Raw genomic sequence first — 25646 nt, 5'->3', positions numbered from 1 at the left:
GGTGCTCAGGGCTCGAACCGCCAGATTCGCTCCATGAACGGGATGCCCGATTCCGGGTCGGCGTCGGCATCGACGCCCTCGGTCTTGAACTGGCCAGTGTAGCGCTCCCACTCGACGACGGCCTCGTCCCCGTCGACGGCGTCGAGATACGCGTCGAGGTCGTCACACTCCAGGATACAGACGGCCAGATCGTCACGGATCCAGAGTTCGAACTCTTCGACCCCGCCCCGTTCCATCGCGTCCGTGACACCCGCCGGGACCTCGTCGTGGGCTTCGACGTACGCCTCGCGCTGGTCGGGATCGAGTCGCTGGACGTAGACCGCTCGCTCTGTCTCGGTCATGCGGAATCGTTCTCGTGGTAGATAGTTGAACCTTCTCCCGTGACCGATGCTGTTAGGCTCCTGGGCGTGCCAGTCGAACTATGGTCGCTCCTGCACTCATCCTGCCGTCCGAACCGGACGAACGCTGGCACCTCGCGCGTCAGATGGGTGTCGAGAAGGCGGTCATCCACCCACTGGAGATCGGCGACGGCCGAACGCACTGGACCTACGACGACCTGCAGGGGCTGGACAACTGGCTCTCGGAGGTCGGCCTGGAGTTCGCAGTTCTGGAGGGGTCGGTCCCCATTTCCGACCGCATCCGCCTGGGTCAGTCGGGCCGCGACGCGGACATCGAGACGTTCGAGCAGTTCCTGCGGGACTGTGGCGAGATCGGGATTCCAGTGGTCTGTTACGACTGGATGGCCGGCGTCCGCTGGGCGCGCACCGGCGTCCACGTCGAATCTCGCGGTGGGTCCTACGTCTCCGAGTTCGACGTCGAGAAGGTCCAGAGCGGGCCGGAGTCCGTCCCCGACGTGACCCGCGAGGACCTCTGGGCGTCGCTTGAGTACTTCCTCGAACGGGTCGTCCCGGTCGCCGAGGACGCGGGCGTGAAACTCGGACTGCATCCCGACGATCCGCCCCGTGAATCGCTGCGTGGTATCCCGCGGATCGTCGACAGCGTCGACGCGTACGATCGCGTGCTGGACATCTCCGAGAGCGAACACAACGGCGTGACCTTCTGCCAGGGGAACTTCGCCGCGATGGGTGCGGATATCCCGGCAGCCATTCGCCGGTTCGGCGACCGGATCAACTTCGTCCACTTCCGTGACGTCGAGGGTGACGCCGACCGATTCGTCGAGACCTGGCACGACGACGGGCCGACGGACATGCTCGCGGCGATGCGCGCCTACGAGGCTCACGTCGACGACGACGTCCCGATGCGGCCCGACCACGTCCCGACGATGGCGGGCGAGGACAACTCGAATCCGGGATACCACACGAAGGGGCGCCTCTTCGCCATCGGCTACATGCGCGGCCTGCGAGAACAGGCACGAACAGCCGACTGACGCTACGTCCCGCGCACCTCGACGGCGGACCGGAACTCCGCGACACCGCCAACGCCCAGGTCGACTGTATAGAGACTGCCCGCTCCCTCGCCCTCGGTCTCGCGGGTCTCCACGCAGGCGGTCGTGACGTAGGCCGTGTCGTACGACTCTCCACCGAAGGTGATCGAGGACACCTTCCGCGGGTCGAATTCGACTGTCTCCTCGTGTGTCCCGTCCGGTACGAACCGATGGAGGGCGTTCCCGTCCCAGAACGCCGACCAGATGTGTCCCTCGGTGTCGACGGTCATCCCATCGGGGTAGCCCGTCATCCCGGTCGCATCGACGACGGTCTCGCGGTTCGAGATGGTACCGCTCTCCTGGTCGTAGTCGTAGCGATAGATGTAGCCCGGCGAGTCCGGGTCGACGATTCCAGTATCCGTGAAGTAGAAGCCGGTCAGGTCGGGGGTAAAGCCCATGCCGTTGGGGAGCACGCACGACTCGACGACCAGTTCGAACGATCCGTCGGTGTCGAGCCGATAGAGCTGTCCGGGCAGGTCCCGCTCGGTGTCCGGCATCACGCCGGCGTAGACTCGTCCCTCGGGGTCGGCGATCACGTCGTTGAACCGCTCGTGGAAGCGGTCGGGGTCGGGCGGTGTCACCGTCGTCACCGAGCCACTGTCCTGGTCCAGTCGGCGGACAGCGCCGGCCTCCTGGAACAGGAGCAGCGACCCGTCGGTCTGGATGGTGAACCCACCGATTCGGTCGTCGTCCTCGTAGACGAGTTCGTGGTCGCCGCTGGCGGGGTCGTAGCGGTAGAGGCGTCCCTGGGGGATGTCACACCAGTAGAGACGCTGTTCGTCGGGATGCCAGCGTGGTCCCTCGCCCGTCTCGCAGGTGATGTCGACAGCGAGTGCAGGTCTTGCCATGCGAGACCGTTCGATGCGGTGGGAAGTAAACGTACCCCCGGACGTGCGGTCAGTCGTCCCCGAGGAGTCCTGATTCCAGTGTCCCCGTCGTCATCAGTTCGTTCAGTTCCTCCAGTCCGGTCTCTTCGGGTTCGAGGATACCGACCAGACTCCCCTGATAGAGAACACCGATACGGTCGGCGTGGGCCAGCACGGACTCGATGTTGTGGCTGACGATGATGATGGTGATGCCCTCCTCGGCGAGTTTGTCGATGGTATCCTGGACGAGTCGCGTCGCGTCGACGGACAGTGCGCTGGTGGGCTCGTCGAGGATGATGACGTCCGGGTCGAACGCCAGCGCCCGACCGATAGCGACGAGCTGTCGCTGGCCGCCCGAGAGGAACTCCACCTCGGTCTTGAGGTCGACGTCGCGGCCCAACTGGTCCAGCATGATGTCGCGGGACCGCTCGTAGGTCGTCTCCCAGTCGATGACCGAGATGGGACCGACTCCGCGCATCGGGAACTGGCCCATGAAGATGTTGGTGGCGATATCCAGGTCGTCCATCAGCGCCAGGTCCTGGTAGACCGTCTCGATGCCGTTGGCGCGGGCGTCCGAGGGGTTCGAGAAGTGGACTTCGCGGCCATCCTTGAAGATTCGCCCCTTGGTCGGTTCGTGGACGCCGCTCAGGATGTTCATCAGCGTCGACTTCCCGGCGCCGTTGTCGCCGACGAGCGCGAAGATCTCCGCGGGTTCGATCTCCAGGGTCACGTCGTCGACGGCGACGATCCGGCCGAACTGCTTGGTGATGTTCTCGACGCGGATCTTCGGGGTCCCCGACTGGTCGGGTTCGCCCTCGCTCTCGGACTCCTGGGTCTGTGCTGGGGCGTCCTCGACGCTCATACCGCACCACTCGCGAGGATGCGAGCCCTGATCTTGGCCTGCGTGCTGTACAGCAGGATGGCGCCCAGCAGGACGAAGCCGTTGACCATCTGGATCTGCGTGGCCCCGACGACGGGGCTGTTGTTCAGCGCCGACTGGACCAGCTGGATGAGGACGACGCCGCCGAGTGCGCCGGTGATCTTCCCGCGCCCGCCGAAGAGGCTGATGCCGCCGATGACCGCGCCGGCGAAAGCCTGGAAGACCAGTCCCTCACCGATCAGCGGCGGGACGACGCCGACGAACCCGGTGAGCATCAGCCCCGCGATGGCCGCCAGCACGCCGCTGATGGTGTAGACGACGATGATCAGCCGTTCGGTGTCGATGCCGACCTCGCGGGCGGACTTCTCGGAACTCCCGAGCGCGTAGACCGCCTGCCCGAAGGTGGTGAACCGCATCACCAGCCCGAACACGAGGAACGCGAACAGGAGGACGCCGATGGCGAAGTTCGGCGTCCCGCCGACGTCGACGTAGAGCCGTGGAAGCCCGGTCACCGGCTGGGTCTGCATCGCCGTCTTCCCGCCCTCGAAGATGATGAGGAAGGCGAGGGTCTGGAGGAACGGGTTCAGTCCGACCTTCGCGATCATGATGCCGTTGACGACACCGATGATCGCACCTGTGAGGAGGATGATCCCGAAGCCGAGCCAGGGGTTCGTCGAGATGCCCCAGCAACTCGGACAGGTCCCCAGGATCATGCCCGTGAACATCGCCGAGAAGCCAGCGATGGAGCCGATCGAGAGGTCGAAGTGCCCCGAGAGCAGACAGAGGCTCTCGGCGAGGACGAGCAGCCCGATCGGGACGGACGCCCACAGCACAAGCCTGACGGCTTCGACGTTCCGCAGCGTCTGGGGGACGAACACCAGCACGCCGAGGATAACGAGGGCCAGGATCGGCCAGATCATGTTGTCCAGTAACGTCAGGATAACGTCGTCTCTGTCGCCGAGCGCCCGCCCGATAAATCCTTGTTCCGTTGACATTGTGGTGAGCGGTCACGCGAGCCCGACGGCCTCAGCCCCAGACATTGCCCCAGAGGAACGGCTGGTCGTAGTTCTCCTCCGTGATGACGATGCTGTTGGTGCGGAACCACGGGTGGCCGTTCTGCTCGCGCATGATACCGGGCTCCCAGATGGGTTCGGACCACATCTCGACGCCCTTGTGCATCCCCGGTTCGATAGTCAGGTCGTCCGCGGTGACCTCCGAGCCGACCTCCGGGATGACGCTGTCGTCCATCCCGGACTCGACGTAGTCCTGCATGTACTTCATCGCGATGGGGTTGTAGAAGTAGTTGGGCTGGTCGACGGCCGCGTCGATCATCCCCTCCCCGACGAGCGGATTCACCTCGGGACTGCCGTCCATCTGGGTCAGGACGACGTGGTCTTCCTCGCCCTTGGGGACGAGCATATCGAGGTTGCGCAGTGCCTGGACGACGCCGAGTCCCATCGAGAGGTTCCCGGAGTAGATGCCGTCGACACGGCCGTTGGCGTTGATCCACTCTTGAACGGTCGACTGGGCGACGTCACGCGCGTACTCCCCGTTGAGCGTCTGGACGACGTTGACGCTGTCGTTCTCGGACATGACGTCGAGGAAGCCCTGTGAACGCTGGTTGGCCGACTGGTTGCCCTGGATACCGCGGACGTTCAGGACCCGCCAGGTCTCCTTGTCCGGATACTGTTCTGCCAGGGCCGCGACCATCTCGTCTGCGGAACTGGCCCCGCCGTCGTAGTTGCTGAACCCGACGTACAGCGGGATCTCCGAACTCGACGTGTCCGCGTTCGTCGCGAAGACCGGCTTGCCCGCCTCGATCGCCTGGTTGATCGCGCTCTCTGCGGCACCCGTCGACCAGACCCCGACGAGGATGGCGTCGTGGTCGCTGTTCGTGAAGTCCCGGATGTCCTGTACCTGTTTCTGTGCGCTCTGCTGGTTCGGCCGGACGTCGATCTCGATGCCGCGGTCCTGGGCATAGAACTCCGCCGCCTCGATGTAGGCGGTGATCCACGCACCCCCGCGGACGTAGGCCGACATCCCGATCTTCTCTAGCGTATTGCCACCGTTGCCGTCGCCGCCCCCGGTAGTCCCGCCGTCGCCCGAGCCACCGTCTCCGCTGCCACCGTCACCCGTCCCGCCGTCGCCGCTACCACCGTCGCCGCCGGTTCCGCCGTCCCCCCCACAGCCTGCGAGCGAGATGGTCGTGATCGTCGCACCTGTGGCTTTGATAAACTTACGTCTGGTATTCGTTGGCATACAACGCTGAAATACAGAGTGTACGAACATAAATGTTGGCAAAAAAGAAGGTATCTCGCTATCGCTATCGCCGAGTAGCGTCCTACTAACCGGGGTTCTGGTTACCGGGGACGGCGTGATCCGGATACCAGTTCGAGTTGACCGTTCTGGGCGGGAGCGCCACTCGCCCTCGCGGGTCGGGCCGGTCCCCGACGGCGGTATCTTCATTGCCTGATATCTCCCAGGGCTAGTATGGAGTTGTACCTCGATACAGCCGATATCGACCGCATCGAGGCCGAGTCGGCGACGGGCGTCGTCGACGGCGTCACGACGAATCCCTCGCTCGTGGCAGCGACACCGCTGTCCTACCGCGAGGCGGTCAGTCGCATCGATGCGGTGATCGACGGGCCGGTGTTCGCACAGGTTCTGGCCAGCGACGCCGACGGGATGGTCCAGGAGGGCCGAGCCTACCAGGAGTGGGCCGACGACGTGATCGTAAAGATTCCGGCGTCAGCGGCAGGGTATCGGGCACTCGCTCGGTTGCGGGCCGACGGCGTACCTGCTGGCATCACCGTCGTCTTCTCCGTCGAGCAGGCCGTTCTGGCCGCGAAGGCCGACGCGTCGTTCGTCGCGCCGTACGTCGGCCGACTCGACGACCGAGGTGCCGACGGCGTGGCCGTCGTCCGACGGATACAGTCAATCTTCGACACCTACGGCTTCGAGACCGAGGTCCTCGCAGCCAGTATCCGGAACACCACACAGGCCGTCACCCTGTACGAAGCAGGTGTCGACGCGATCACGATGGCACCCTCGGTGTTCGACGCCCATCGATCCCATCCGGGAACCGACGAGGGCGTCGCTGGCTTCGAGACGGCCTGGGGAGACAGACCCGGGCCGCTGGAGGAGTAGCCTGGCGCACCTCTAAGTGCTCCCGCACCGAATCCTCGGCCATGACGGCCGATCCGTCAGTCCTGGTCGCCGGTGACACGCTCGTCGATTTCGTCCCGCGTCACGCCGGGCCGCCGGGTGAGGCAGGTGGGTACGACCCCAAGTTCGGCGGCTCCGCTGCGAACGTCGCGCTCGCGATGGACCGACTCGGCCAACCACCGTTGTTCTGGACCCGACTGGCGACCGACGACTTCGGCGCGTTCCTGGCATCGCACCTCGTCGACTCGGCCATCCCGGACGAGTTCCTCGTGACCGACGACGGCGCCAGGACGACGCTCGCGGTCGTCACACACGACGAGCACGCCGACCGCTCGTTCACGTTCTACCGGGATCGCGGCGCGGACACGCGGCTCCAGGCTGGCGCGGTCCCGTCGTCGACGCTGGATGCGGTCGGGTGGGTCCACACGACCGGCGTCACGCTCAGTGTCGAGCCCAGTCGGACTGCCACGCTGGAACTCCAGTCCCGTGCGGCCGACCGCTGTACGGTCTCGCTCGACCCCAACTGGCGGCCCGAGATGTGGCACAGCGACCACGAGTTCCGTGCCGTCGTCAGAGGGGCGCTCGATACTGTCGACGTCCTGAAAGCCACGCCGGAGGATCTCTCCGCTGCTGGGTTCGACGATGCGGAGGAGCCAGCCTCACTCGCCGAGACCGTCGCCGACCTCGGCCCGCATACGGTCGTATTGACGCTCGGAGATCAGGGAGCGGTCTGCTTCGGAACAGACGAGAGCCCGGTCTCGGGGTTCGCCCGCCACGAGGGGTACGACGCCGACGTGGTGGACACCACCGGTGCCGGTGACGTCTTCCTGGCAGCCTTCGTCGCCGCACTCACCAACGACGTTCGGGACCCAGCGGAGGCACTGGCCGTCGCGAATGCTGCAGGGGCCGTCGCGACGACCCAACCTGGCGCCGTGTCGGCGATGACCGACTTCGAGCAACTTCGCCGGTTCCACTCACACATCCCCTGGGCTGAATGATGGTCCCGAGAACCCGAACGCCCGTTCCCGTCTGGTGAACAGAGCTAAGACCGTCCACATTCTATCCGGGCATATGACGCAATCCACGGACACTATCGAGGCGACGACCACGTCGTTCCGCATCATCGAGGCCCTCAAACGACTCGACGGTGCCGGGGTGACAGACGTCGCAGACGAACTCGGTATCGCGAAGAGCACGGTCCACAACCACCTCCAGACGCTGGAAGCAGAGGAGTACATCACTCGCGAGGGGGACACCTACCGCGTCGGCCTGCGCTTTCTCGAACTGGGGGAGTACACCCGGAACCGGATGGACATCTACGAGAAAGCACGTCCGGAGGTCCGCTCGCTCGCCGAGGAGACCGGCGAGATGGCCAACGCGGCCGTCGAGGAACACGGCGAAGGCGTCTACGTGACCCGCGCGGAGGGCACCCAGGCCGTCAGCGTCGACACCTACGCCGGCAAACGGGTCAAACTCCACTGCACCGCACTCGGCAAGACGATCCTCGCGGAGCTCCCGGAGGCCAGGGTCGAGGCGATACTCGACGCCCACGGACTCCCCGCCCGGACCGAGAACACGATCACCGATCCCGCCGAGTTGCACGCCGAACTGGACGAGATCCGTGAGCGGGGGTACGCCTACGACCGTGAGGAACGACTCCCCGGCCTCAGGTGCGTCGCCGCCCCAGTCGTCGCCGAGGACGGCACCCTCGTGGCGGCACTCAGCGTCTCCGGGCCGACGACGAGGATCCAGGGCGACCGGTTCCACGAGGAGATCCCCGAGTTGCTCCGTTCGGCGGCCAACGTCGTCGAGATCAACATGGCGTACTCGTGAGTAGAGCCTGTCCGGGCGTCTCCGTTCGACAGTACCGTGGCGGCGTTCGACGCTACGGAACAGGCTATTACCGCGGACAGGGACCGACTACTAATAACTCACTAACGTGTGTACCTCTGTTATCCGGGCTGCGTCGGGGGCCGCTACGGCTCGTCGGTGCCGTTCGGCAGTGCTGAACGCTCGTCCGTCCGACCTGTACTGTCGTCCCCTACTTCTATTGGCATCGACCGCGAACGTCAGGTATGGATCTGGACGACCTCACGACGGCGTTCACGCGGCGTGACTGGCAGACGGTGACCGAGACGGACGACCCAGTTCGATTCGCGATGGTGGGGCTGGGCTGGTGGACCCGCGAGCAGGCCATGCCGGCGGTCGCGGCCGCCGACCTCTGTGAGACGACGGTGCTGGTCAGCGGCGACCGCGAGAAAGCCGAGTCGGTCGCGGCAGCGAGCGAGACGGTCGAGCACGCGCTCACCTACGAGGAGTTCCACGACGGCGCGGCCAGCGACGCCTACGACGCTGTCTACGTGGTGACGCCGAACGCTCGGCACCTCCCGTTCGTCGAAACGGCAGCCGAACTGGACAAGGCCGTCCTCTGTGAGAAACCGATGGAAGCGACCATCGACCGCGCGGCCCAGATGGTCGCCACCTGCGAGGTCCACGACGTCCCGCTGATGATCGCCTACCGGATGCACACCGAACCAGCGGTCCGCCGCGCGAAGGATCTCATCGACGAGGGCTACGTGGGCGACCCCGTCTTCGTCCACGGGACGATGACCGAACCCATCCTCGAACTGGTGCCCGACCCGGACCAGTGGCGACTGGACTGGGACCTCTCGGGTGGCTGTGCGGCCATGGACATCGGCATCTACCCGCTCAACACGGCCCGGTTCCTGCTCGACGCCGACCCGATCAGCGTCTCGGGGACCGTCGCTTCCGTCGACGAGGCGTTCGACGACGTGCCCGACGAACACGCCGCGTTCCAGGTCCAGTTCCCCGGCCACATCGTGGCGGCCTGTACGGCCAGCCAGAACGCCCACATGTCGAGTCACATCCGGGTGACCGGCACCGCCGGCGAGGTTCGCGTCGAGCCAGCGTTCTACCCGTGGGACGAGCGCACGCTGCACGTCTCCCACGGCGACACCGAGGTCGAGATCGAGTTCGAGCAGATCGATCAGATGGAAGAGGAGTTCGAGTACTTCTCGCACTGCCTGCTGACAGACTCCGAACCCTACGCCGATGGCGAGCACGGCCTCGTGGACATCAAGACGCTCAAGGCCGTCTACGAGTCCGCCGAGGACGGCCAGCGGGTACCTCTCGGCGAGTGACCGTCGCGCTCTCGCTGTCAACCGCCGTGGATCTCCTCGAAAGTTCGGGACGCCATGTACGACCGGTCCCGCGCCGAGAGGAACGGGGTCGCGTCGACCCACGAGAGACACGCCGCGTAGTCTGCCCAGTCGTCCATCCAGGGGTAATCGGAGCCGAGCATCAGTCGGTCGGCCCCGAACCACTCCACGAGGTTCCGGACGTAGTCCCACATATCCCGGTAGGGCCAGTCGTCCTCGCTGGACCGCGGGAGCGAACTCACCTTGACCGCGACGTTCTCGTGGGCTGCTAGCGTCTCGAACTCGGTCCATGGCTCGTCGTCGGATGCCGTCGTCGCGTCCGGGAACGCCATGTGGTCGACGACCAGTTGCACCTCGGGATAGCTATCGGCAAGCGTCTCGACCATCGACAGTTGCTGGGCCTTCGGGAAGACGAAGACGGCTGTCTCCTGCCGGACAGCCTCGTCCCAGACCGGTTCGAGCCGATCGTCGAGAATCCAGTCGGCGTCCCGATCCAGTTCGGTCGGATGCTCGGCGTAGCGCAGGCAGGCGTGCATCCTGACCCCGAGCATCCGCTCGTGGCCGACAACTCGCCGGAGGTCCGCTCTGACCGCCTCGGGGTCGTCCTGGAAGAAGTCCATGAGACCGACGCCCCAGAGTCGGTCTGGATAGGCCTCGATGGCCCGCATCGTGTACTCGTTGGCGCGGAGTCCCCGACCGTATAGCGGCGTCGTGACGACGACGCTCTCGTCGACGGATGCAGCGTCCATATCGGCGACGAGGTCGTGGGCCGTGTACGCTCCCTCCCAGCCCGGCGGGAGCACCTCGGCCGACCACGGTAGTTCGGCGGTGTCGGGTCCCCAGGCGTGCGTGTGCGTGTCGACGAACCGCATCCGTTCAGCCACCCCACCGGTGGTCGCTTGCTCCGGTTCGGTGCTGAACGTTCCGGTATCTGCTGTGACTACACATATCACTGTCTGGGGCCGCTATCGGCAAGAAACCTCGGGCGCCCTGGCGTGGTCGCATCGCGGTATCCGCGCCCGCCACCGCGATACCGGCACGTACGTTTATTGTCATGGTATCGCATGGTACAGATATGGCCCCAACGATCACGCGGATCGAGTCAGTGGAGTTCGCCTATCCCATCGAGGACGTCGGCACGGATCAACACGGGTTCAATCTGGTCTACGAACCGGGGTCGGTGACCGAGCGGAAACTGTTCGGCCTGCGTCTCCACACCGATACCGGCATCATCGGTGAGTACGTCGGCGGGAACTCCCCTGGGGCCGCCCAGATCAACACGTTCGCGAACTACCTCGTCGGCAAGAACCCCCTGGCACGAGAGCGCCACTGGTCGGAGATCAAACGGGCGCTGCGCAAGTACGACCGGATGGGCATCGGGCCCATCGACATCGCGCTGTGGGACTTCGCCGGGAAGTATCACGACGCCGCCATCCACGAACTGCTCGGGACCTACCGCACGCGGTTCCCGGCGTACGCCTCGACCTACCACGGCGACGAGAACGGCGGACTGGACACGCCCGAGGCGTTCGCCGATTTCGCCGAGGACTGTGCGGAGATGGGCTACGAGGGGTTCAAGATCCACGGCTGGGGCGGGAGCGAGGGCGCACGCGACCTCGACCGCGAGATTGCGGCCGTCCACGCCGTCGGCGACCGCGTCGGCGACCGGATGGACCTGATGCACGATCCCGCCTGCGAACTGGAGACGTTCGCGGACGCACTGAAACTCGGCCGGGCGCTGGACGAGGTCGGCTTCTTCTGGTACGAGGACCCCTACCGCGACGGCGGCATCTCACAGCACGGCCACCGGAAACTCCGGCAGGCGCTCGACACGCCGCTCCTCCAGACCGAGCATATCCGTGGGCTCGAACCCGCGACGGACTTCGTCGCCACGGAGTCGACGGACTTCCTGCGGGCGGATCCGGAGTACGACGGCGGGATCACCGGCGCGATGAAACGGGCCAGCGTCGCCGAAGGGTTCGGTATCGACGTCGAGTTCCACGCGCCCGGTCCGGCCCAGCGTCACTGCATCGCGGCCATCCGGAACACGAACTACTACGAACTCGCGCTGGTCCACCCCGACGCACCGAACACCCAGCCCCCGGTCTACGAAGGTGACTACTCGGACATGATCGACACCGTCGACGGCGATGGCATGGTCACGGTTCCGGAAGGGACCGGACTCGGCGTCGACTACGACTGGGACTACATCGAGGCGAACAGCACCGGCAGCGTCCACACCTACGAGTAACTGCGTCCACATCGACGACCAATCAGCATGACCTACACAGCGGGCATCATCGGCACCGGCGGAATCGCGGGGATGGGCATCCTCGGTATGCACGATCAGGAGGATATCGGCCAGAAGAAGGTCCAGGCCAGCCACGCTGGCGGCTTCCACGAGACCGAGGGTATCGAACTGGTCGCCGTCGCCGACGTCGACGAGGAGAAACTCGACCGCTTCGGATCGGCCTGGGACGTTCCCGAAGACCGCCGCTACGTCGGCCACGAGGCGATGCTGGCTGCCGAAGACCTCGACGTGGTTTCGGTCTGTACCCCGTCGTATCTCCACGCCGACCACGTCGTCGATGCAGCGCGGTCGGCCGCCGACCCGTCGCTGATCTGGTGTGAGAAACCCATCGCGTCGGCGGTCAGCGACGCCGAGGAGATGGTCGCCGTCTGTGCCGAGACAGAGACGGAACTGCTCGTCAACCACTCGTTCCGGTTCACGACGAAACTCCAGCGCCTCCGGGACCTGCTCCAGGCGGAGGACCTGCTGGGGGAGGTCCACTCGGTCGCGACCCAGTTCCGGATGGAACTGCTACGAAACTCGACGCATCTGCTCGACACGCTGGTCTACCTGCTCGACGCGCGGGCCGACCACGTCTCCGGGTACATCACCGGCGAGAACGAGGCCGTCGAGTCGCTGTCGGCCGACCGGACCGTCGACGACGCGGGCGGCGGAGGCTTCGTCGTCATGGACGACGGGACGTTCGTCACCGTCGACTGCACAATCCCGCGTGCCGAGTCGTCGATGACACTCCAGTTCGTCGGCAGCGAGGGGAAACTCTACCTCAACAACGACGACGGCGAGTGGCGCTACTGGCGGCTGGCGGACGGCGACCACGTCGAGCAGGCCCTCCCCGGCATCGAGGGCGCCTGGACCTGGGGCGAGGACTACCAGAACGCCTTCGCGAACGCCGCCGGCGACATCGTCTCGGTCCTCGACGGCGACATCGAGAACCCCTCGACGGGCGAGGAAGCGACCCGATCCCTGGAGATCATCGCGGGCTTCTACATCTCGCATTACACCGGCGGCCAGGTGTCGATTCCGCTGGATCGGCCGCTGCGTGACGTCACGATCACTTCGTGGTGACGGTGCTCGTCGCTCACGGGCGGTTTTTGTCTCCAGAGGTCCTCCCGCCGGGTATGGACGACGACGCCGATACGGTCCGCCTGGCCTACGACGCCGACGAGGACCGCACGGACGACCTGACTCGTCCCGCCTTCGGGCGCTACCTCCGGATCTCGAAGGCCGGTCCTGTAGCCGTGGGCGACGAATGGACCGAGGTCGTCAACGACGGCTGTGGGCGGACGACGCCCGTCACGCTCCGGGTGACTGCTGTCGAAGGCGGTACCGAGGTGGGCGAGTCGACGGCGTTCGCGTTCGAACGCGAGGACTGACCTTCTCCGTCGAAAGATCCGACCTCCGCAGAGCGAGTCCCACTGTTCGGCGCTGCTGAACACGACCGCAGTCCGTGACTCTCGGGCCGGAACACCGCTGAAACACTCTTGGACCGCCCTCTCAGGGCGTGTCTGGATCTCTCGGGGGACCGCCCTGTTCCGGCAGCGTCGAACGCCTCTCTCGTCGCCCCGGAGGGTCACACTTCCGTCACGTCGTTCGAGAGCCGTCCGATCCCCTCGATGTCGATATCGACCCGGTCGCCCGGTTCCAGGGTGAACCCCTCCTCTGGGACGAGCGACGTCCCGGTCAGCAACACCGTCGTCTCCGGGATGGTGTTGTGCCGCGTGAGAAAGCCCACGAGTTCCTCGCAGGTCCGGACCATCTCGGCCGTCGAGGTGGCGCCCTCGTACAGTCGCTCACCATCGCGGTCGATTGTCATCCGCATCTCCAGGTCGTGGGGGTCGCCGACCGTCCCGGGCGTGGCGACACACGGTCCCAGCGCACAGGAGCGGTCGTAGACCTTGGCCTGCGGGAGATACAGCGGGTTCTCCCCCTCGATAGCTCTGCTGCTGACGTCGTCGCCGACGAGGTAGCCGACGATGTCGCCCTCGTGGAGCACCACGCCCAGTTCGGGTTCGGGGACGTCCCACTCGGAGTCACCCCGGATACCGACGGCGTCGCCCGGTCCGACGACCCGCGAGGGGGTCGCCTTGAAGAAGATCTCCGGACGTTCGGCGCTGTAGACGTCCAGGTACATCTCTGGCATGCCGCTTTCGGCCTCGCGGGCCTGCTCGCTGATCTCGTACGTCACTCCGGCCGCCCATACCTCGTCGACAGCCAGGGGGACTCCGACCTCGTGATCGTCCGGGAGGGGACACTGGTCGGCGCGCTCGATCAGTCGTCCAGCGATCTCGTCGACCGATTCGCCGGCGACGTCGGCTACGTGTGCCAGGTCGCAAAAGTCCGTCACCGACGGCTCCGCCACCGTGAGGTCGTAGGCAACGTCACCGTCCCGTGCAACGAGCCTCGCCCCTGCCTCGTCGACTGTTCGGTAGTATCGCATCTCCTGTCCGTTCACCGCACAGGGTCTTGTCGGTTGTGGTGGCCCGTACCCCAACATTCTCGTAGACGGGGCGAGATATTTCGGTCGATGACTGAACTTACCACGAACTACGTGGACGGCGAGTGGGTCACCGCCGCCACGGGCGAGACGTTCACCGTTTCCAATCCGGCCGACGAATCCGAGGTCGTCGGGGAGTTCCAGCAATCGGGGACCGAGGACGCCGAGCGAGCGGTCGCGGCCGCGGCGGCGGCCAGCGACGACTGGGCCGAGACGCCGGGCCCGGAACGCGGCGCGATACTTCGTCGGACATCGCGGCTCCTCGCCGACCGGAAGGACGAACTCACCGAGACACTGGTCCGGGAGGAGGGGAAGACACGTCCCGAAGCGGCGGGGGAAGTCCAGCGTGCCATCGACATCTTCGCGTACTACGCCACGAAGGCAAGCGACCTCGGCGGCGAGGTCAAGTCACCGAGCGCCCGTGACAAGACACTCTACACGGTCCGGGAACCCATCGGGGTCGCGGGGCTCATCACCCCCTGGAACTACCCCATCGCGATCCCCGCCTGGAAGATCGCGCCGGCGCTAGCGACAGGGACGACCGTCGTCTTCAAGCCGGCCTCGCTGGCACCGGGCGTCTCCCGGCAACTCGTCGAGTGTCTCGACGAGGCCGGGCTCCCCGACGGCGTCCTGAACTACGTGACCGGGCCGGGTAGCTCGGTCGGCAAGACGTTCTCGACACACGAGGCGGTCGACGCGGTCTCGTTCACGGGGAGTTCGGCCGTCGGCCACACTGTCGGCGATCAGGCCAACGAGACCGGCAAGCGGGTGCAACTGGAGATGGGCGGGAAGAACCCCGTCCTCGTGATGCCGAGCGCGGACGTCGATGAAGCCGTCGACATCGCCGCCAGCGGTGCCTTCGGCGTCACCGGGCAGGCCTGTACGGCCACGTCACGGGCTATCGTCCACGAGGACGTCTACGACGAGTTCCTGGCAGGCGTCGTCGCCGCCGCGGAGGACATCACCGTCGGGCCGGGGCTGGAGGGTGGCGAGATGGGGCCACACGTCACCGCAGACGAACTGGCTGGCACGCTTGAGTACGTCGACGTCGGGCGCGAGGAGGGTGCGACGCTCGAAACCGGCGGCCAGGCGGCCGACATCGACGGCGGGCACTTCGTCGAACCGACCGTCTTCTCGGACGTCGACCCCGAGATGCGCATCGCCCAGGAGGAGATCTTCGGCCCGCTACTCTCTGTCATCCGGGTCGGAAGCTACGAAGAGGCCGTCGCGGTCGCCAACGGCGTCCGGTACGGCCTCTCGGCCAGTATCGTCACCCAGGACCTCTCGGAGGCCCACGACTTCGTCGCCGACAGCGAGTCCGGCGTCGTGAAGATCAACGAGAAGACGACCGGACTGGAACTGCACGTCCCCTTCGGCGGGATGAAAGACTCCTCCAGCGAGACCTACCGCGAGCAGGGCGACGCGGGACTGGACTTCTACACCATCTCGAAGACGGTCTACCTCAACCACTGAGGGTACCGTCTGCCAGCAGTTCGATCGGGTGGTTCGGACGGCGGTCGAGCAGGGCATCGAGTTGCTCGTGACAGGAGGTACCGCTCGCGACGACCGTCCGGTCGGCGAGATCCTCCGCTGTCAACTGTGCTGCGAGTCGCTCGCCGACATCCATGCTCAACTCGTAGTAGTCCGACTTGTAGCCGAAACTGCCGGCCATCCCACAGCACTCGACGTCCGTCGTGACGACGTCGAACCCCTGCTGTTCGAGGACGGCGACAGTGTGGGCTGCCAGTCCGAGCGTCCGCTGCTGGCAGTGACTGTGGTAGGCGACGGGGTCGCCGCTCCCGTCTGCGAGGCTGCTGTCGGCAGCGTCGTTCTCCAGGAGGCCGTAGACGTACTCCATGACCTCGTAGCTGTTCTCGGCGAGCGTCTCGAACGTGCTCTCGTCGAGGAGTCTCCCGTACTCGGAGACGAACATCGCGTGGTCGCTGGGCTCGACGACGACGACGTCCCGGCCGTCGCCGATGTAGGGGGAAAGCGTCTCGTGGACCCGCTCGGCGTGATCGCGTGCGGTCGCCACCATCCCCTGGGAGAACGGGGCACGGCCACTGGACGGGACTTCGGGAACGACCACGTCCACGCCGAGCGCTTCCAGCACCTCGACTGTGGCCTTCCCGCGGTCGACCTGAACGTGGTTCGTGTAGACGTCGGGGTAGAGGACTGCTCGTCTCACCGGGTCGGCGACGGTCGACTCGCGGTCGCGAGCCCACTGGAGGAGTGTCTCCCGGCGAAATTCTGGAAGCGCTCGCCGGGGGTCGACACCGACCGTCCAGTCCAGCAGTAGCCGTGCCGTCTCGGTGTCTGCGAGCCAGTTCGACACCGGGGCGGTCGCGCTGCCGAGTCGCGCCAGCCTGTCGAAGGTCCCGAAGAAGCGCTTCTGGAGTGGTGCCCCGTCGGCTTCCTGGTCGGGGGTGAGCCCGTCGACGAGCCACTCTGCTGGGCGCTCGCCCTCGCGGTTGATCCGGTCGCGGACCACGGTGTTGATCCACGGGATGTCGATCTTCACCGGACAGGCCTCGACACAGCGTGTACACCCCGTACAGAGGTCGTTGAACTCCGCGGCGACGTCCAGTCCCTCGATACCGGCCTCCCATCCGGTCGCGATGCCACCCGAGTAGGTCTCGCCGCCGAAGGCGTGGCCGCCGACGCTCTGGAAGTTCGCACACGAGTTCGAGCAGGCCGAACACCGGATGCAGTACAGCGTCTCGCGCAACTGCTCGTCGTCGCGCATCGCCAGTCGGCCGTTGTCGACGAGGACCAGGTGGAACTCCCGGTCGCTATCGAATTCGGACAGCCGCGTCTCGTCGTCGTCGAAGTCGACGGTCGGCGTCGCCACGGGCGGGGTCAGCACGGAGACGTACGCGGTGATGTCCTGTCCGGTCCCCGACCGGCCGATGAGTTCGACGAACGGCTGGAAGTCGTCGACGGTCGGCACGACCTTCTCGACGCCGGCGACGGCGATGTGGGTGTCCGTCGCGGCTATCGTCTTCCGGGCGTTACCCTCGCTGGTCACGAGCGCCATCGACCCGGTCTCTGCGGCCAGGAAGTTCGCCCCGGTGACGCCCACCTCGGCGTCGACGATCTGTTCGCCGAGTTTTCGCCTGGCGAACGCGGTCAGTTCCGCGGCCGTCTCCAGGGGCTCTGTGGGATCGAACAACGTCTCGAAGAGGTCGGCGATCGAGTCCCGCGATCTGTGGATCGCCGGGGCGACGATGTGGGAAGGTGCCTCGTCGGCCAGCTGGAGGACCCACTCGCCGAGGTCGGTCTCGACGACGTCCACGCCGTCGGCCGCCAGCACGTCGTTGAGCTCCAGTTCTTCGGTGGTCATCGACTTGCTCTTGACGACGCGGTCGGCGTCCCGGTCGGCGACGACCCCGCTGATGTAGGCGTTCGCGTCGGCGGCGTCCTCGGCGACGTAGACTGTCCCACCGTTCCCGACGACTGCCGCCTCTAGGCGGTCGAGCAACGCCGGCAACCGCTCGATCGCGTCCTCCTTGATCGCCCGTGCCTCCTGTTTCAGTGCCTCGTACTCCTCCAGGTCGGCGACCGAATCGTACCGCCCAGCGTTGAATCCCTGTGTGTTCTCGGCGACGGCGGCACCCTCGGTGCGCATCAGTTCTCGGATTCGATCGGCCTTCGACGTCGTCATCCGTCGCCCTCCACCAGCAAAACGTCGACGCGCTTCGGGCCGTGTGCGCCTCGAACCAGCGCGCCCATGTCGGCGGTCGCACTCGGCCCGGTCGCCAGGATGAAACTCGTGGGCTCTCGCTGGACGGTCTGGTCGAGTTCCGCGAACGTGTCCGCCATACTTTCGATCACGTCCGCCGCCCGGACCACGACGACGTGGTGGTCGACGAACAGACTCACGAGTTCGCTCCCCTGGGCGCGCTGCTCCAGTGCGACGGTCCCGTAGTCACTGATCCCCGTACTCGCCGCGGTCACGCCGGTCCGTGCGGCCCGCAGTTCGACTGGCGTCGGGTCGACCGTCACGTCCGTGTCGGCCAGCCACAGACCCACGTCCGCGAACTGCTGGGGCAGTTCGACACCGACGGCCGGTGGGTCGACGAGCTCGTCGATCCGGTCGGCGGCCGCTGTCGGTTCGGCCCGTGTGACAGGAACGTCGTACTCGGCCAGGGACCGTTCGAACGAGTCGAGAGCGTCTGCAGACATGTGTGGTATGTTGGCGTGGGACTTGATAAAGATTCGACGGGGACGGTGGGTCTGGAAACCGGCGCTGTCTCTGCCGACACAGATAACGTGAGCTTACTCGGTCGGTCATTCTGTCGGTTTCGAGCATCGAGTGGGAATCGGGTCGTTCAGCGGTCGTCTTCGAGTCGACGACCGACATCTCCTCGTTGCAGACGATGTTGATCGTTAGTAATCGATCACCTCGATCCTATATACGCGCCCTGTCTATTCATCACGCCCGTGGGAATGATTTGCTTACTGGTCGTTCGGGCGAGTGAGAGACGTAGAGTATGAATCCAGCACGAATAAATTCCTTGCTAACTTTGAGGTCTTGATTCGTTTTTCGATTGGGCCGTATAGGCCCAGACCTACCATGACCAAACCGTCTATGGCCACCCGACGAGGCGTATTGAGAAAAAGTGCGATAGGGATTATGGGAAGCATCGTGTTGGCTTCGCCGGCAAGTGCCAATAGCGGAAAGGACAAAGGCAACAATTACGGGAATGGAATGGGGATTGGTGCGTTCCTGAATGAGGAGGCAGAGTGGAATGCCCACCCCTGGGGCGCGGGGATAACCAATCTAACTGGCGAGTCGGAGGTCGAGATTATTGTTGGCTCTCTCACAACGATTAATCCGCCTTCGATCCTATTACCACCAGGCGAGGAAGAAGTCGAGGCACCGTTTGGGTTTTCCCCACAAGTGGTGAAAGTATCCCCCGGTACCGAGGTCACCTGGACTTGGAATTCCGAGCACCACTCCGTAACATCCTACAATCCATCGGCTGACGATCCAGACCCCCAAGATCACTCACACGGTGATCACGGACAGCTTTTCGACTCCCATGATCACGACGGGTTACCCCACGAGACGTCATATACCTTCGAGGAGCGTGGGACCTATCTCTATTTCTGTCACCCACACGGTACACCGTACCCGGCATACGACGCATTCCTTGAAAATGTCCCCGACGTCGACCCGGTTCAGGAGAATCTAGTTGGGATGCGCGGAGCAGTCCTCGTGGCCGGAAGACCGGACTAAGTGCTCCTCAACCACCTTTCATTTTTGACACTCCCCAGCTTTGCACGTCACCGTCGGTGACGTTCGCTATCGCTATCATCTGTCCTTCCCACCGACTACGTCACGCTCCTCCCTCAACGTGCAACGCTGAGTTGTCTGTCATAGGGTCTAGAACAGTGGCTCGACCGACTTACGGCTCCCGGACGAGCCAACGGATGAAACTATTCCACCTCTGTATATTTGTAGAAGCAGAGGCTACACTCGCGAATATAAATATTCTATCCTACTTAGGTAAGGGTAAATCTATAATCCTCTCGAAACTCTCCATTTCGATGCAATCGGCCTGTATCCAGAACCACTCGATCGATTTTCACAGGTAGAAATGCTCTAACCTACCATTCGATAGACAGGTCGGACGGCACTGACGGTCCGAGTCGTACGTCAACCCACTCACGAGTGGCGAACCTTCACTATCGGATTGAGTCAACTGTCGGATCGATATCCGACCAGTTTCTTCGGTCACAATCTTTTTCCTGTCACAAAAAATATCTGACTGTATGGGAGACCTCCTCCGTCGATATACGCCCGCAGACCCGCGGCCACGCGTCTTCGTCGCGTTCCTGTTGACAGTGGTCCCAGTAACCCTCACGATATTCGGTGCATCGGTCGTCGCGAACGCCTACGCGAACTGGGAAGCCCTGCACTCCGTCCCGGGCCTGGCGATGGTCGTACTGGCCGTGAGCGCACTAATCGCGACCCACCTCTCGCACGTCATCCTCCGGGACGTGGCCGGGGCGGCGAGTGCCGACGCCGGGGAGAGCGAGGCCAGCGAGGTTACTCCCGGGGTCGACTCACTACAACGACGATACGCGAACGGCGGACTGAGCGACGCGGAGTTCGACCGGATGATCGACGAGCTAGGTGAGTCCTCGGGCCGGGGAGTGGAGCGCACGGACCGTGTTCGGGAGTGAGTTCCTGATGTTCCGACTTGCAGACGAAATACGGTATTCGACAGCAGAACCGACCGAATGCTACCGTTTCAGTCCGTCCCGGTTCGGGGGTGACCGATGATACTCGACGCCGTCGACAGTGTGGTCCCGGCCGACCCCTTCCAGCGGTTGGTCACGGCGCTGGTGCTGGCGACGGTCGGCTTCCCCGGTCTGCTCTATAGCCTGTTCGTGCTGGGCGGCTGGCCTATCACGCTGTGGATGTACGTCGGGCAACTGGGGGGCCTCGTCGTCCTCGCAGCCAGTCTGTTCTCCCTGGTGTCGGCGTATTTCCTGGCGAGTGATGTCACTGATCGGGCTGCCGAGACCGAACGGACACGGCACAGTGTGACCGAGGGTGGCACCGCCGATCCTGTCGAGATGCTCAAGCGACGTTACGCCGCTGGGGAGATCTCCGAATCGGAGTTCGAGCAGCGGCTCCAGCGACTCGTGGAGACGGACGGGGTACGTGAAACGACTCCTGACCGCGAGGTGCTTCGTGAGTGACCCGCGACGCTCAGCCGTGTCGATACGGATGGGGCTTCTGGTGCAGTATCTAGCCGCAAAAACCACTCGTTAAGGGTACTTTCTGCGAGTGAGACCACTGTAAGCTGCTGCTTGTCTCGCCACTGACTCCCTTTGAGTACACCTCTGGGAATGTACAACAATAGGTGGGTGTCCCGACAGTGCTACTGGCCTCGACAGATGGGGCCAGGAGCAATCTAATGGCAGACAACACGATCGAACTCACACGGCGGCGCGTACTGGGCGCACTCGGGACGATCGGCGTCACCAGTGCGGTGGCCGGCGCGGGTACGATGGCGGCATTCAGTGACGAAGAACAGAGTACAGACAACAGCATCGGCGCCGGCACGCTGAACCTCACGACGGGGTCGAGCAGCGACGGGAGCAGCTTCAATATCTCCGTCAGCAACCTCGCACCGGGGGAGGAAGCGGAGGTCGGCTATCTCGACCTGAAGAACTCGGGCAGCATCGACGGCTACCTCGACTACGAGATCACGGGCTGGACCGACTACGAGAACGGACGCAACGATGCGGAGGTTGCCGCCGGCGACGGATCCGGTGGGAATCCCGGTCCCGGGGCCGGCGAACTGAGCAACTTCCTGGAGTTCAGGGCCTTCGTCGACAGAACGCCCGGCAACGGCGTCCGTAACAACGGGACAGCGATCACCAGTGGCTACGTCGGTCTGTCGACGGGCATCGTCCCCACGGACATCCCGGTCGCTGCGGGAGAGACCATCCGTATCTGGATCGACGCGCGGATTCCCAGTTCGGTCGGCGACCGGATCCAGTCCGATTCGACCGAAGTGGACGCCGCGTTCCACCTCACCCAGAACCAATAATCCACGTTTCAATTTTTCCATGAGTGACAGCCGATTCGATCTGACGCGACGGAAGGTATTGGGCAGTCTCGGCGCACTGACGGCAGCGAGTGCAGCGGGTGCAGGCGGGACCTACGCCGTCCTGAGCGATACCGAAGAGAGTACAGACAACACCCTGACGATGGGGACGCTCAATCTCACGACAAACGGGACCGAGTCGGCGACGACGACACTGTCGGCCAGCGGTCTCGGGACGGGCGCGACTGGCACCGCGTCCTCGACGGTCAACAACGTCGGAAGCCTCGACGGCGTCCTCAACTTCGCGGTCGCCGACATCCGGAACGACGAGAACGGGATCGTCAACGATCCGGAGGCCGACGACCCGGACGAGAACGGCGGCCAGCCGGGCGAACTCAGCCAGTACGTGAACCTCACGATGGGGTACGATTCGGACGATTCCGGGACTCTCGACTCCGACGAGATCGTCGTCCAGGGCTCGCTCGACGGGATGAACAACGTCCAGTTCAACCCCAGCGTCCCGGTCGCTGCGGGCTCCTCGAAGGATTTCGTCGTCCAGTGGGAGATCGACGAGGACGCCGGCAACGAGGTCCAGTCCGACACGGTCGAGATCGACCTGACGTTCGAACTACTGGAACGTGCCGAGGGTGCCGACGTGGTGCTGACCGGTGATACACCCTACGGGCAGGGTGACGGATTCGCCAATCCCTGGGATACTTCCAGTACACTGGCCCACACTGGCAGTGGCTCCTGGGGGACGATCGATCACAGTCCCGCGAGTTCCTACAAACAGGGGTTCTACTTCGGTGGCGAGTTCTCCTCGATCGACGCGCTGCCGGAGTTCACCGTGGACCAGATCGCCGAGATCTCCTACTGGCTCAACGAACCGACCCCCCTCGACGGCGTCGATATCTACCTCAACATCTACACGAAGCCCGAGAACGACGGCGACGACAGCGCTTGGTACGACAGCCGCCTCCAGGCGCTCCCGTCCAGGGCCAACAACGGCAGTCCCAACTTCACGCCGGGCGAGTGGAACGAGTTCAGCACCCGCAACTCCGCCAGCAACACGCTCGTCTGGAGCGACACGGGGCGAGGCGGGAACTTCAATACTCCACTCCCGACTCTCAGCTCGATCCGGAACGGCCCCATCGACTGGTCGACTTTCGGCGGCAATATCTCGTTCACGCACGACTATCGCGACGAGGCCGTGCTAGCACTCTCACTCCAGACTGGCAGTCAATCCGGTGTCGACCTGGAGGCGTACATCGACGACATCACGGTCGAGTTGCTGAGCGGCGAGATCCTGACCATCGATCTGGAGCCCTGAGGCTCCTCCTTTCGCACCTTTCTGCTGGGGAGAGTCGATCTCCCTGCGTCTCACCCGGGCCACTCCGTCGCCACTCTCGCACCCGGGAGCTCTGTGGGCACGACGATGGCTGCCGCCGTCCCGTCACAGTCAGTGTTCCCGCTACAGGTCGCCGTGTTTCCGCTGGCGGTCGCCGTGGCCGTGTTGCCCGCAGTCTCGAAGTTCCCGGCAGCGGCGATCGTCCCGCCCCCCGATTCCGTATCCGAGAGCTGTCCGTACGTGACGGCACCGCCGGTGAAGGCGATGCCGACGATGGTCACGACACCGAACAGCACTGCCACCTTCGAGAACTGGTCCTCAGTCATCGGCACCTGAAGCTGCATCGTCCGTGTCCGCTTCGACCTGCAATCCCCGATAGAGCGTCAGCAGTTCCCCGAGTGCGAGTATGGCCATCGGCACGACCACGAGCCCGAGAATGCCCGCTGGAGTCCCAGCGTACGTGATCACCCAGCCGATCTTGGGGATCGTGAACACGACGTGGCCGGTGACGGCGCTCGACGGAACGAGCTCGGGGTCAGGCTCCTCGTTCGCGTCGCCTCTCGTCCGGAAGAACAGGCCGTCCTCGCGCTGGACCACTTCGACGACTCGGTGTGTCACTCGGTCGGTGCGCCCGTCGGCGGTGCCTCCCTGTCTCTCGTAGGTGATGATATCCCCCTCGGCGAGGGTGGTGGGACGCACGTCGTCGACGATGACCACGTCACCGGCCTGGATGGTCGGCGACATACTCGAGGAGACGACGACGTAGCCCTGCGAGGCGCCGACTACCTGCGGGACGGCGAACACGACGAACGGGGCCACGACGATCACGAGCAGGAGTGTCCCGAGCGTGTGGAGATACCTGTGCATCAGTTCCCGTCCCTCCGTTCGTACTCGTAGCCCGGGGGTGGACCCTCGCTACCGAGGCGCATCTGGCGATCGTGGTAGGTATGTGAGACCGCCGAAACGCCGAACAGGAGGACGATAAGCGCGGCCCAGACGGCTGTATCGACCTCGCTGAACGGTACCAACCCGCCCTCGGCGAGCACGAGGAGCCAGCCGGAGAAGACGCTCAGTCCGAGGTAGTACTTGTTCCAGGGGACGTCGTTCTCGGGGACGAGGTCCAGATGCAGTTCCAGATCCTCGATATCGTTCCCGAGTAGTATCTCGCCCCTGTCCTGATCGAACTCGACGATGCCCATGTCGTCCATCCGGGGGAGGTGGACCTGTCGGAGGGCCGTATAGACGTTCTTCCGCTGTTCCCAGGTGATCTCGGCGGTGTCGACGCCCTGTTCCCAGGCAGCGACCTGTTCGGAGAGTGCTCGCAACGATACGGTTCCGTCTCGCTGTGCCAGGAAATGGAGTGCGTGGCGACGGCGCTGACAGCTGAGGACCTCGAACACGGTGTTCCGGGGCAGGCTTTCGGAACGGGAGCGGATGCCTGACTGTGCCATGCGGTGGTCACCCCTCACCCCTGTGGTTCGACTGGCCGGTCGCGTGTCGCGCTGGTAGCTCCCACCGGCTCCCGGGTGGACACACCAGGGAACCGTTGCGGGTCCAGGGCTGGTCCCAGGATTCCTCGGTGGCACCTACGTCGTGGGTTCGTAACATCGTCGCTGTCCGGACACGGGCCCGGTTGGACAAAGCATGAATCGACACCCCAGTTAGTATTCGCTAGCTACCAGTTGTTTCTCGAGGATTGCACGACCGTTAGCTGAGTTATAACGTATCATTCACCGTGCTTGCCCTCCATGTTTCCCAGATTGAGCCACGTCTACGACGACGCTACGTTGTGAGTGTCTATCGCCTGTCTGATCGCTCTGGTCGTCATCCTGGTGGTACCGCCGGAGTCAAGAGTCAGAAGGCCGTATGATCGGGTAGCCAGCGACTTCCCAGAGACAATGAGCACTCAGAAACCGGACGAGCCCGGCGCGGTGTTGCTGTTCGACGGGGTCTGTAACCTCTGTAACGGCTTCGTACAGGCCATCATCCCGAGAGACCCCGATGGACGGATCAGCTTCGCCTCGCTGCAATCCGACTACGGCCAGAGGGCACTCTCACGCCACGGGCTCCCGACAGAGGAATTGGAATCTGTCGTCCTCGTCGAGGGGGACCGGGTCTATCGGAAGTCCACCGCAGTCATCCGTGTCGCGGAACTGCTCGGGTGGCCCTACAAACTGGCCACCGTTGGTCGCGTGGTCCCGACCGCGATCGCGGACGCTCTGTACGATTTCGTGGCCGACCACCGCTACGAGTGGTTCGGCCGGAAGGACCGCTGTATGGTCCCCGACGCGGACGTGAGCGACCGCTTCGTCGGCGGCGACGCCGGCTGGACCGGTCCTGCTGACGGCTCCGGTTCGTGACAGGGTTCCACAAATTCTAAACAGGATTGAC

At 64.6% G+C, this 25646-nt stretch carries 27 protein-coding genes; 15 read left to right on the top strand and 12 right to left on the bottom strand.

What is annotated here, in order from left to right; genetic code table 11:
* Window positions 1-5 precede the first annotated feature (5 nt).
* A complete protein-coding gene (locus Hhyl2_RS17555) occupies window positions 6-341 on the bottom strand; it encodes an L-rhamnose mutarotase (protein ID WP_483552086.1) in 336 nt (111 codons plus the stop codon).
* A gap of 80 nt (window positions 342-421) precedes the next feature.
* On the opposite strand from Hhyl2_RS17555, the gene Hhyl2_RS17550 reads away from it, so the two are divergent.
* The gene (locus Hhyl2_RS17550) at window positions 422-1387 is read left to right on the top strand and encodes a mannonate dehydratase (RefSeq protein WP_483552085.1); all 966 of its coding nucleotides are present in this window, start codon (window positions 422-424) and stop codon (window positions 1385-1387) included.
* Window positions 1388-1389: 2 nt separating this feature from the next.
* Here the strand turns inward: Hhyl2_RS17550 and Hhyl2_RS17545 are convergent, their stop codons facing one another.
* From Hhyl2_RS17545 to Hhyl2_RS17530, 4 genes are read right to left on the bottom strand one after another with little or no spacing between them, the layout of a single operon-like run.
* Window positions 1390-2292 (bottom strand): SMP-30/gluconolactonase/LRE family protein, encoded by a 903-nt coding sequence (locus Hhyl2_RS17545; RefSeq protein WP_483552084.1) that lies wholly within the window; start codon window positions 2290-2292, stop codon window positions 1390-1392.
* Between the two features lie 49 nt (window positions 2293-2341).
* Complete coding sequence (locus Hhyl2_RS17540) at window positions 2342-3172, bottom strand: ATP-binding cassette domain-containing protein (protein WP_483552083.1); 831 nt, start codon at window positions 3170-3172, stop codon at window positions 2342-2344.
* A complete protein-coding gene (locus Hhyl2_RS17535) occupies window positions 3169-4185 on the bottom strand; it encodes an ABC transporter permease (protein ID WP_483552082.1) in 1017 nt (338 codons plus the stop codon). Before Hhyl2_RS17535 ends, Hhyl2_RS17540 begins: the two co-directional genes overlap by 4 nt.
* A gap of 31 nt (window positions 4186-4216) precedes the next feature.
* A complete protein-coding gene (locus Hhyl2_RS17530) occupies window positions 4217-5449 on the bottom strand; it encodes a sugar ABC transporter substrate-binding protein (protein ID WP_483552081.1) in 1233 nt (410 codons plus the stop codon).
* A 231-nt stretch (window positions 5450-5680) separates the two neighbouring features.
* Between Hhyl2_RS17530 and Hhyl2_RS17525 the strand changes: the two genes are divergently transcribed.
* The 4 genes from Hhyl2_RS17525 to gfo6 all read left to right on the top strand — a co-directional run bounded on the left by Hhyl2_RS17525 (window position 5681) and on the right by gfo6 (window position 9516).
* Window positions 5681-6337, top strand: coding sequence for a transaldolase family protein (locus tag Hhyl2_RS17525; protein ID WP_483552080.1), 657 nt, complete (start codon window positions 5681-5683; stop codon window positions 6335-6337).
* A 41-nt stretch (window positions 6338-6378) separates the two neighbouring features.
* A complete protein-coding gene (locus Hhyl2_RS17520; RefSeq protein ID WP_483552079.1) occupies window positions 6379-7353 on the top strand; it encodes a carbohydrate kinase family protein in 975 nt (324 codons plus the stop codon).
* 73 nt (window positions 7354-7426) lie between these two features.
* Entirely contained in the window at window positions 7427-8188 is a 762-nt protein-coding gene (locus tag Hhyl2_RS17515) for an IclR family transcriptional regulator (protein ID WP_483552078.1), read from the top strand.
* A gap of 242 nt (window positions 8189-8430) precedes the next feature.
* Window positions 8431-9516, top strand: coding sequence for a D-xylose 1-dehydrogenase Gfo6 (gfo6, locus tag Hhyl2_RS17510; protein WP_483552077.1), 1086 nt, complete (start codon window positions 8431-8433; stop codon window positions 9514-9516).
* Between the two features lie 17 nt (window positions 9517-9533).
* Here gfo6 and Hhyl2_RS17505 read toward each other — a convergent pair whose 3' ends face one another.
* Window positions 9534-10406, bottom strand: coding sequence for an amidohydrolase family protein (locus Hhyl2_RS17505; RefSeq protein WP_483552076.1), 873 nt, complete (start codon window positions 10404-10406; stop codon window positions 9534-9536).
* Window positions 10407-10609: 203 nt separating this feature from the next.
* Here Hhyl2_RS17505 and Hhyl2_RS17500 point away from each other — a divergent pair, with 203 nt between their 5' ends.
* Genes Hhyl2_RS17500 through Hhyl2_RS17490 form a run of 3 tightly spaced genes read left to right on the top strand, consistent with a single transcriptional unit; the run spans window position 10610 to window position 13218 of the window.
* Complete coding sequence (locus Hhyl2_RS17500) at window positions 10610-11785, top strand: enolase C-terminal domain-like protein (RefSeq protein ID WP_483552075.1); 1176 nt, start codon at window positions 10610-10612, stop codon at window positions 11783-11785.
* A gap of 27 nt (window positions 11786-11812) precedes the next feature.
* On the top strand, window positions 11813-12910 hold the full coding sequence (locus Hhyl2_RS17495; RefSeq protein ID WP_483552074.1) for a Gfo/Idh/MocA family protein: 1098 nt from the start codon (window positions 11813-11815) through the stop codon (window positions 12908-12910).
* A 53-nt stretch (window positions 12911-12963) separates the two neighbouring features.
* Window positions 12964-13218 (top strand): DUF7968 family protein, encoded by a 255-nt coding sequence (locus Hhyl2_RS17490; protein ID WP_483552073.1) that lies wholly within the window; start codon window positions 12964-12966, stop codon window positions 13216-13218.
* A gap of 197 nt (window positions 13219-13415) precedes the next feature.
* Here the strand turns inward: Hhyl2_RS17490 and Hhyl2_RS17485 are convergent, their stop codons facing one another.
* Window positions 13416-14282, bottom strand: coding sequence for a fumarylacetoacetate hydrolase family protein (locus tag Hhyl2_RS17485; RefSeq protein WP_483552072.1), 867 nt, complete (start codon window positions 14280-14282; stop codon window positions 13416-13418).
* Between the two features lie 87 nt (window positions 14283-14369).
* Between Hhyl2_RS17485 and xacF the strand changes: the two genes are divergently transcribed.
* On the top strand, window positions 14370-15812 hold the full coding sequence (xacF, locus tag Hhyl2_RS17480; RefSeq protein ID WP_483552071.1) for a 2,5-dioxovalerate dehydrogenase: 1443 nt from the start codon (window positions 14370-14372) through the stop codon (window positions 15810-15812).
* Here xacF and Hhyl2_RS17475 read toward each other — a convergent pair.
* Window positions 15802-18003, bottom strand: coding sequence for an LUD domain-containing protein (locus tag Hhyl2_RS17475; RefSeq protein WP_483552070.1), 2202 nt, complete (start codon window positions 18001-18003; stop codon window positions 15802-15804). The genes xacF and Hhyl2_RS17475 overlap by 11 nt on opposite strands.
* A complete protein-coding gene (locus Hhyl2_RS17470) occupies window positions 18000-18524 on the bottom strand; it encodes an LUD domain-containing protein (RefSeq protein ID WP_483552069.1) in 525 nt (174 codons plus the stop codon). Before Hhyl2_RS17470 ends, Hhyl2_RS17475 begins: the two co-directional genes overlap by 4 nt.
* Window positions 18525-18816: 292 nt before the next feature.
* Between Hhyl2_RS17470 and Hhyl2_RS17465 the strand changes: the two genes are divergently transcribed.
* The 5 genes from Hhyl2_RS17465 (at window position 18817) to Hhyl2_RS17445 (ending at window position 23237) form a co-directional block, all read left to right on the top strand.
* Entirely contained in the window at window positions 18817-19581 is a 765-nt protein-coding gene (locus tag Hhyl2_RS17465) for a plastocyanin/azurin family copper-binding protein (protein ID WP_483552068.1), read from the top strand.
* Window positions 19582-20117: 536 nt separating this feature from the next.
* A complete protein-coding gene (locus Hhyl2_RS17460) occupies window positions 20118-20531 on the top strand; it encodes a hypothetical protein (RefSeq protein WP_483552067.1) in 414 nt (137 codons plus the stop codon).
* A 96-nt stretch (window positions 20532-20627) separates the two neighbouring features.
* Complete coding sequence (locus tag Hhyl2_RS17455; protein WP_483552066.1) at window positions 20628-21053, top strand: SHOCT domain-containing protein; 426 nt, start codon at window positions 20628-20630, stop codon at window positions 21051-21053.
* 218 nt (window positions 21054-21271) lie between these two features.
* The gene (locus tag Hhyl2_RS17450) at window positions 21272-21910 is read left to right on the top strand and encodes a TasA family protein (RefSeq protein ID WP_483552065.1); all 639 of its coding nucleotides are present in this window, start codon (window positions 21272-21274) and stop codon (window positions 21908-21910) included.
* A gap of 19 nt (window positions 21911-21929) precedes the next feature.
* The gene (locus tag Hhyl2_RS17445) at window positions 21930-23237 is read left to right on the top strand and encodes a SipW-dependent-type signal peptide-containing protein (RefSeq protein ID WP_483552064.1); all 1308 of its coding nucleotides are present in this window, start codon (window positions 21930-21932) and stop codon (window positions 23235-23237) included.
* Window positions 23238-23287: 50 nt separating this feature from the next.
* Here the strand turns inward: Hhyl2_RS17445 and Hhyl2_RS17440 are convergent, their stop codons facing one another.
* Genes Hhyl2_RS17440 through Hhyl2_RS17430 form a run of 3 tightly spaced genes read right to left on the bottom strand, consistent with a single transcriptional unit; the run spans window position 23288 to window position 24706 of the window.
* A complete protein-coding gene (locus Hhyl2_RS17440) occupies window positions 23288-23581 on the bottom strand; it encodes a hypothetical protein (RefSeq protein WP_483552063.1) in 294 nt (97 codons plus the stop codon).
* On the bottom strand, window positions 23574-24122 hold the full coding sequence (locus tag Hhyl2_RS17435; protein WP_483552062.1) for a signal peptidase I: 549 nt from the start codon (window positions 24120-24122) through the stop codon (window positions 23574-23576). The genes Hhyl2_RS17440 and Hhyl2_RS17435 overlap by 8 nt, the downstream gene beginning before the upstream one ends.
* The gene (locus Hhyl2_RS17430) at window positions 24122-24706 is read right to left on the bottom strand and encodes a DUF7344 domain-containing protein (RefSeq protein WP_483552061.1); all 585 of its coding nucleotides are present in this window, start codon (window positions 24704-24706) and stop codon (window positions 24122-24124) included. Before Hhyl2_RS17430 ends, Hhyl2_RS17435 begins: the two co-directional genes overlap by 1 nt.
* Before the next feature lie 447 nt (window positions 24707-25153).
* On the opposite strand from Hhyl2_RS17430, the gene Hhyl2_RS17425 reads away from it, so the two are divergent.
* Entirely contained in the window at window positions 25154-25615 is a 462-nt protein-coding gene (locus tag Hhyl2_RS17425) for a thiol-disulfide oxidoreductase DCC family protein (protein WP_483552060.1), read from the top strand.
* The last annotated feature ends 31 nt before the right edge of the window (window positions 25616-25646 follow it).

The organism is Haloarcula sp. H-hyl2 (genome assembly GCF_056934385.1).
The sequence above is the reverse complement of the archived record's forward strand: the minus strand, read 5'-3'. Positions and strand labels throughout refer to the sequence as shown.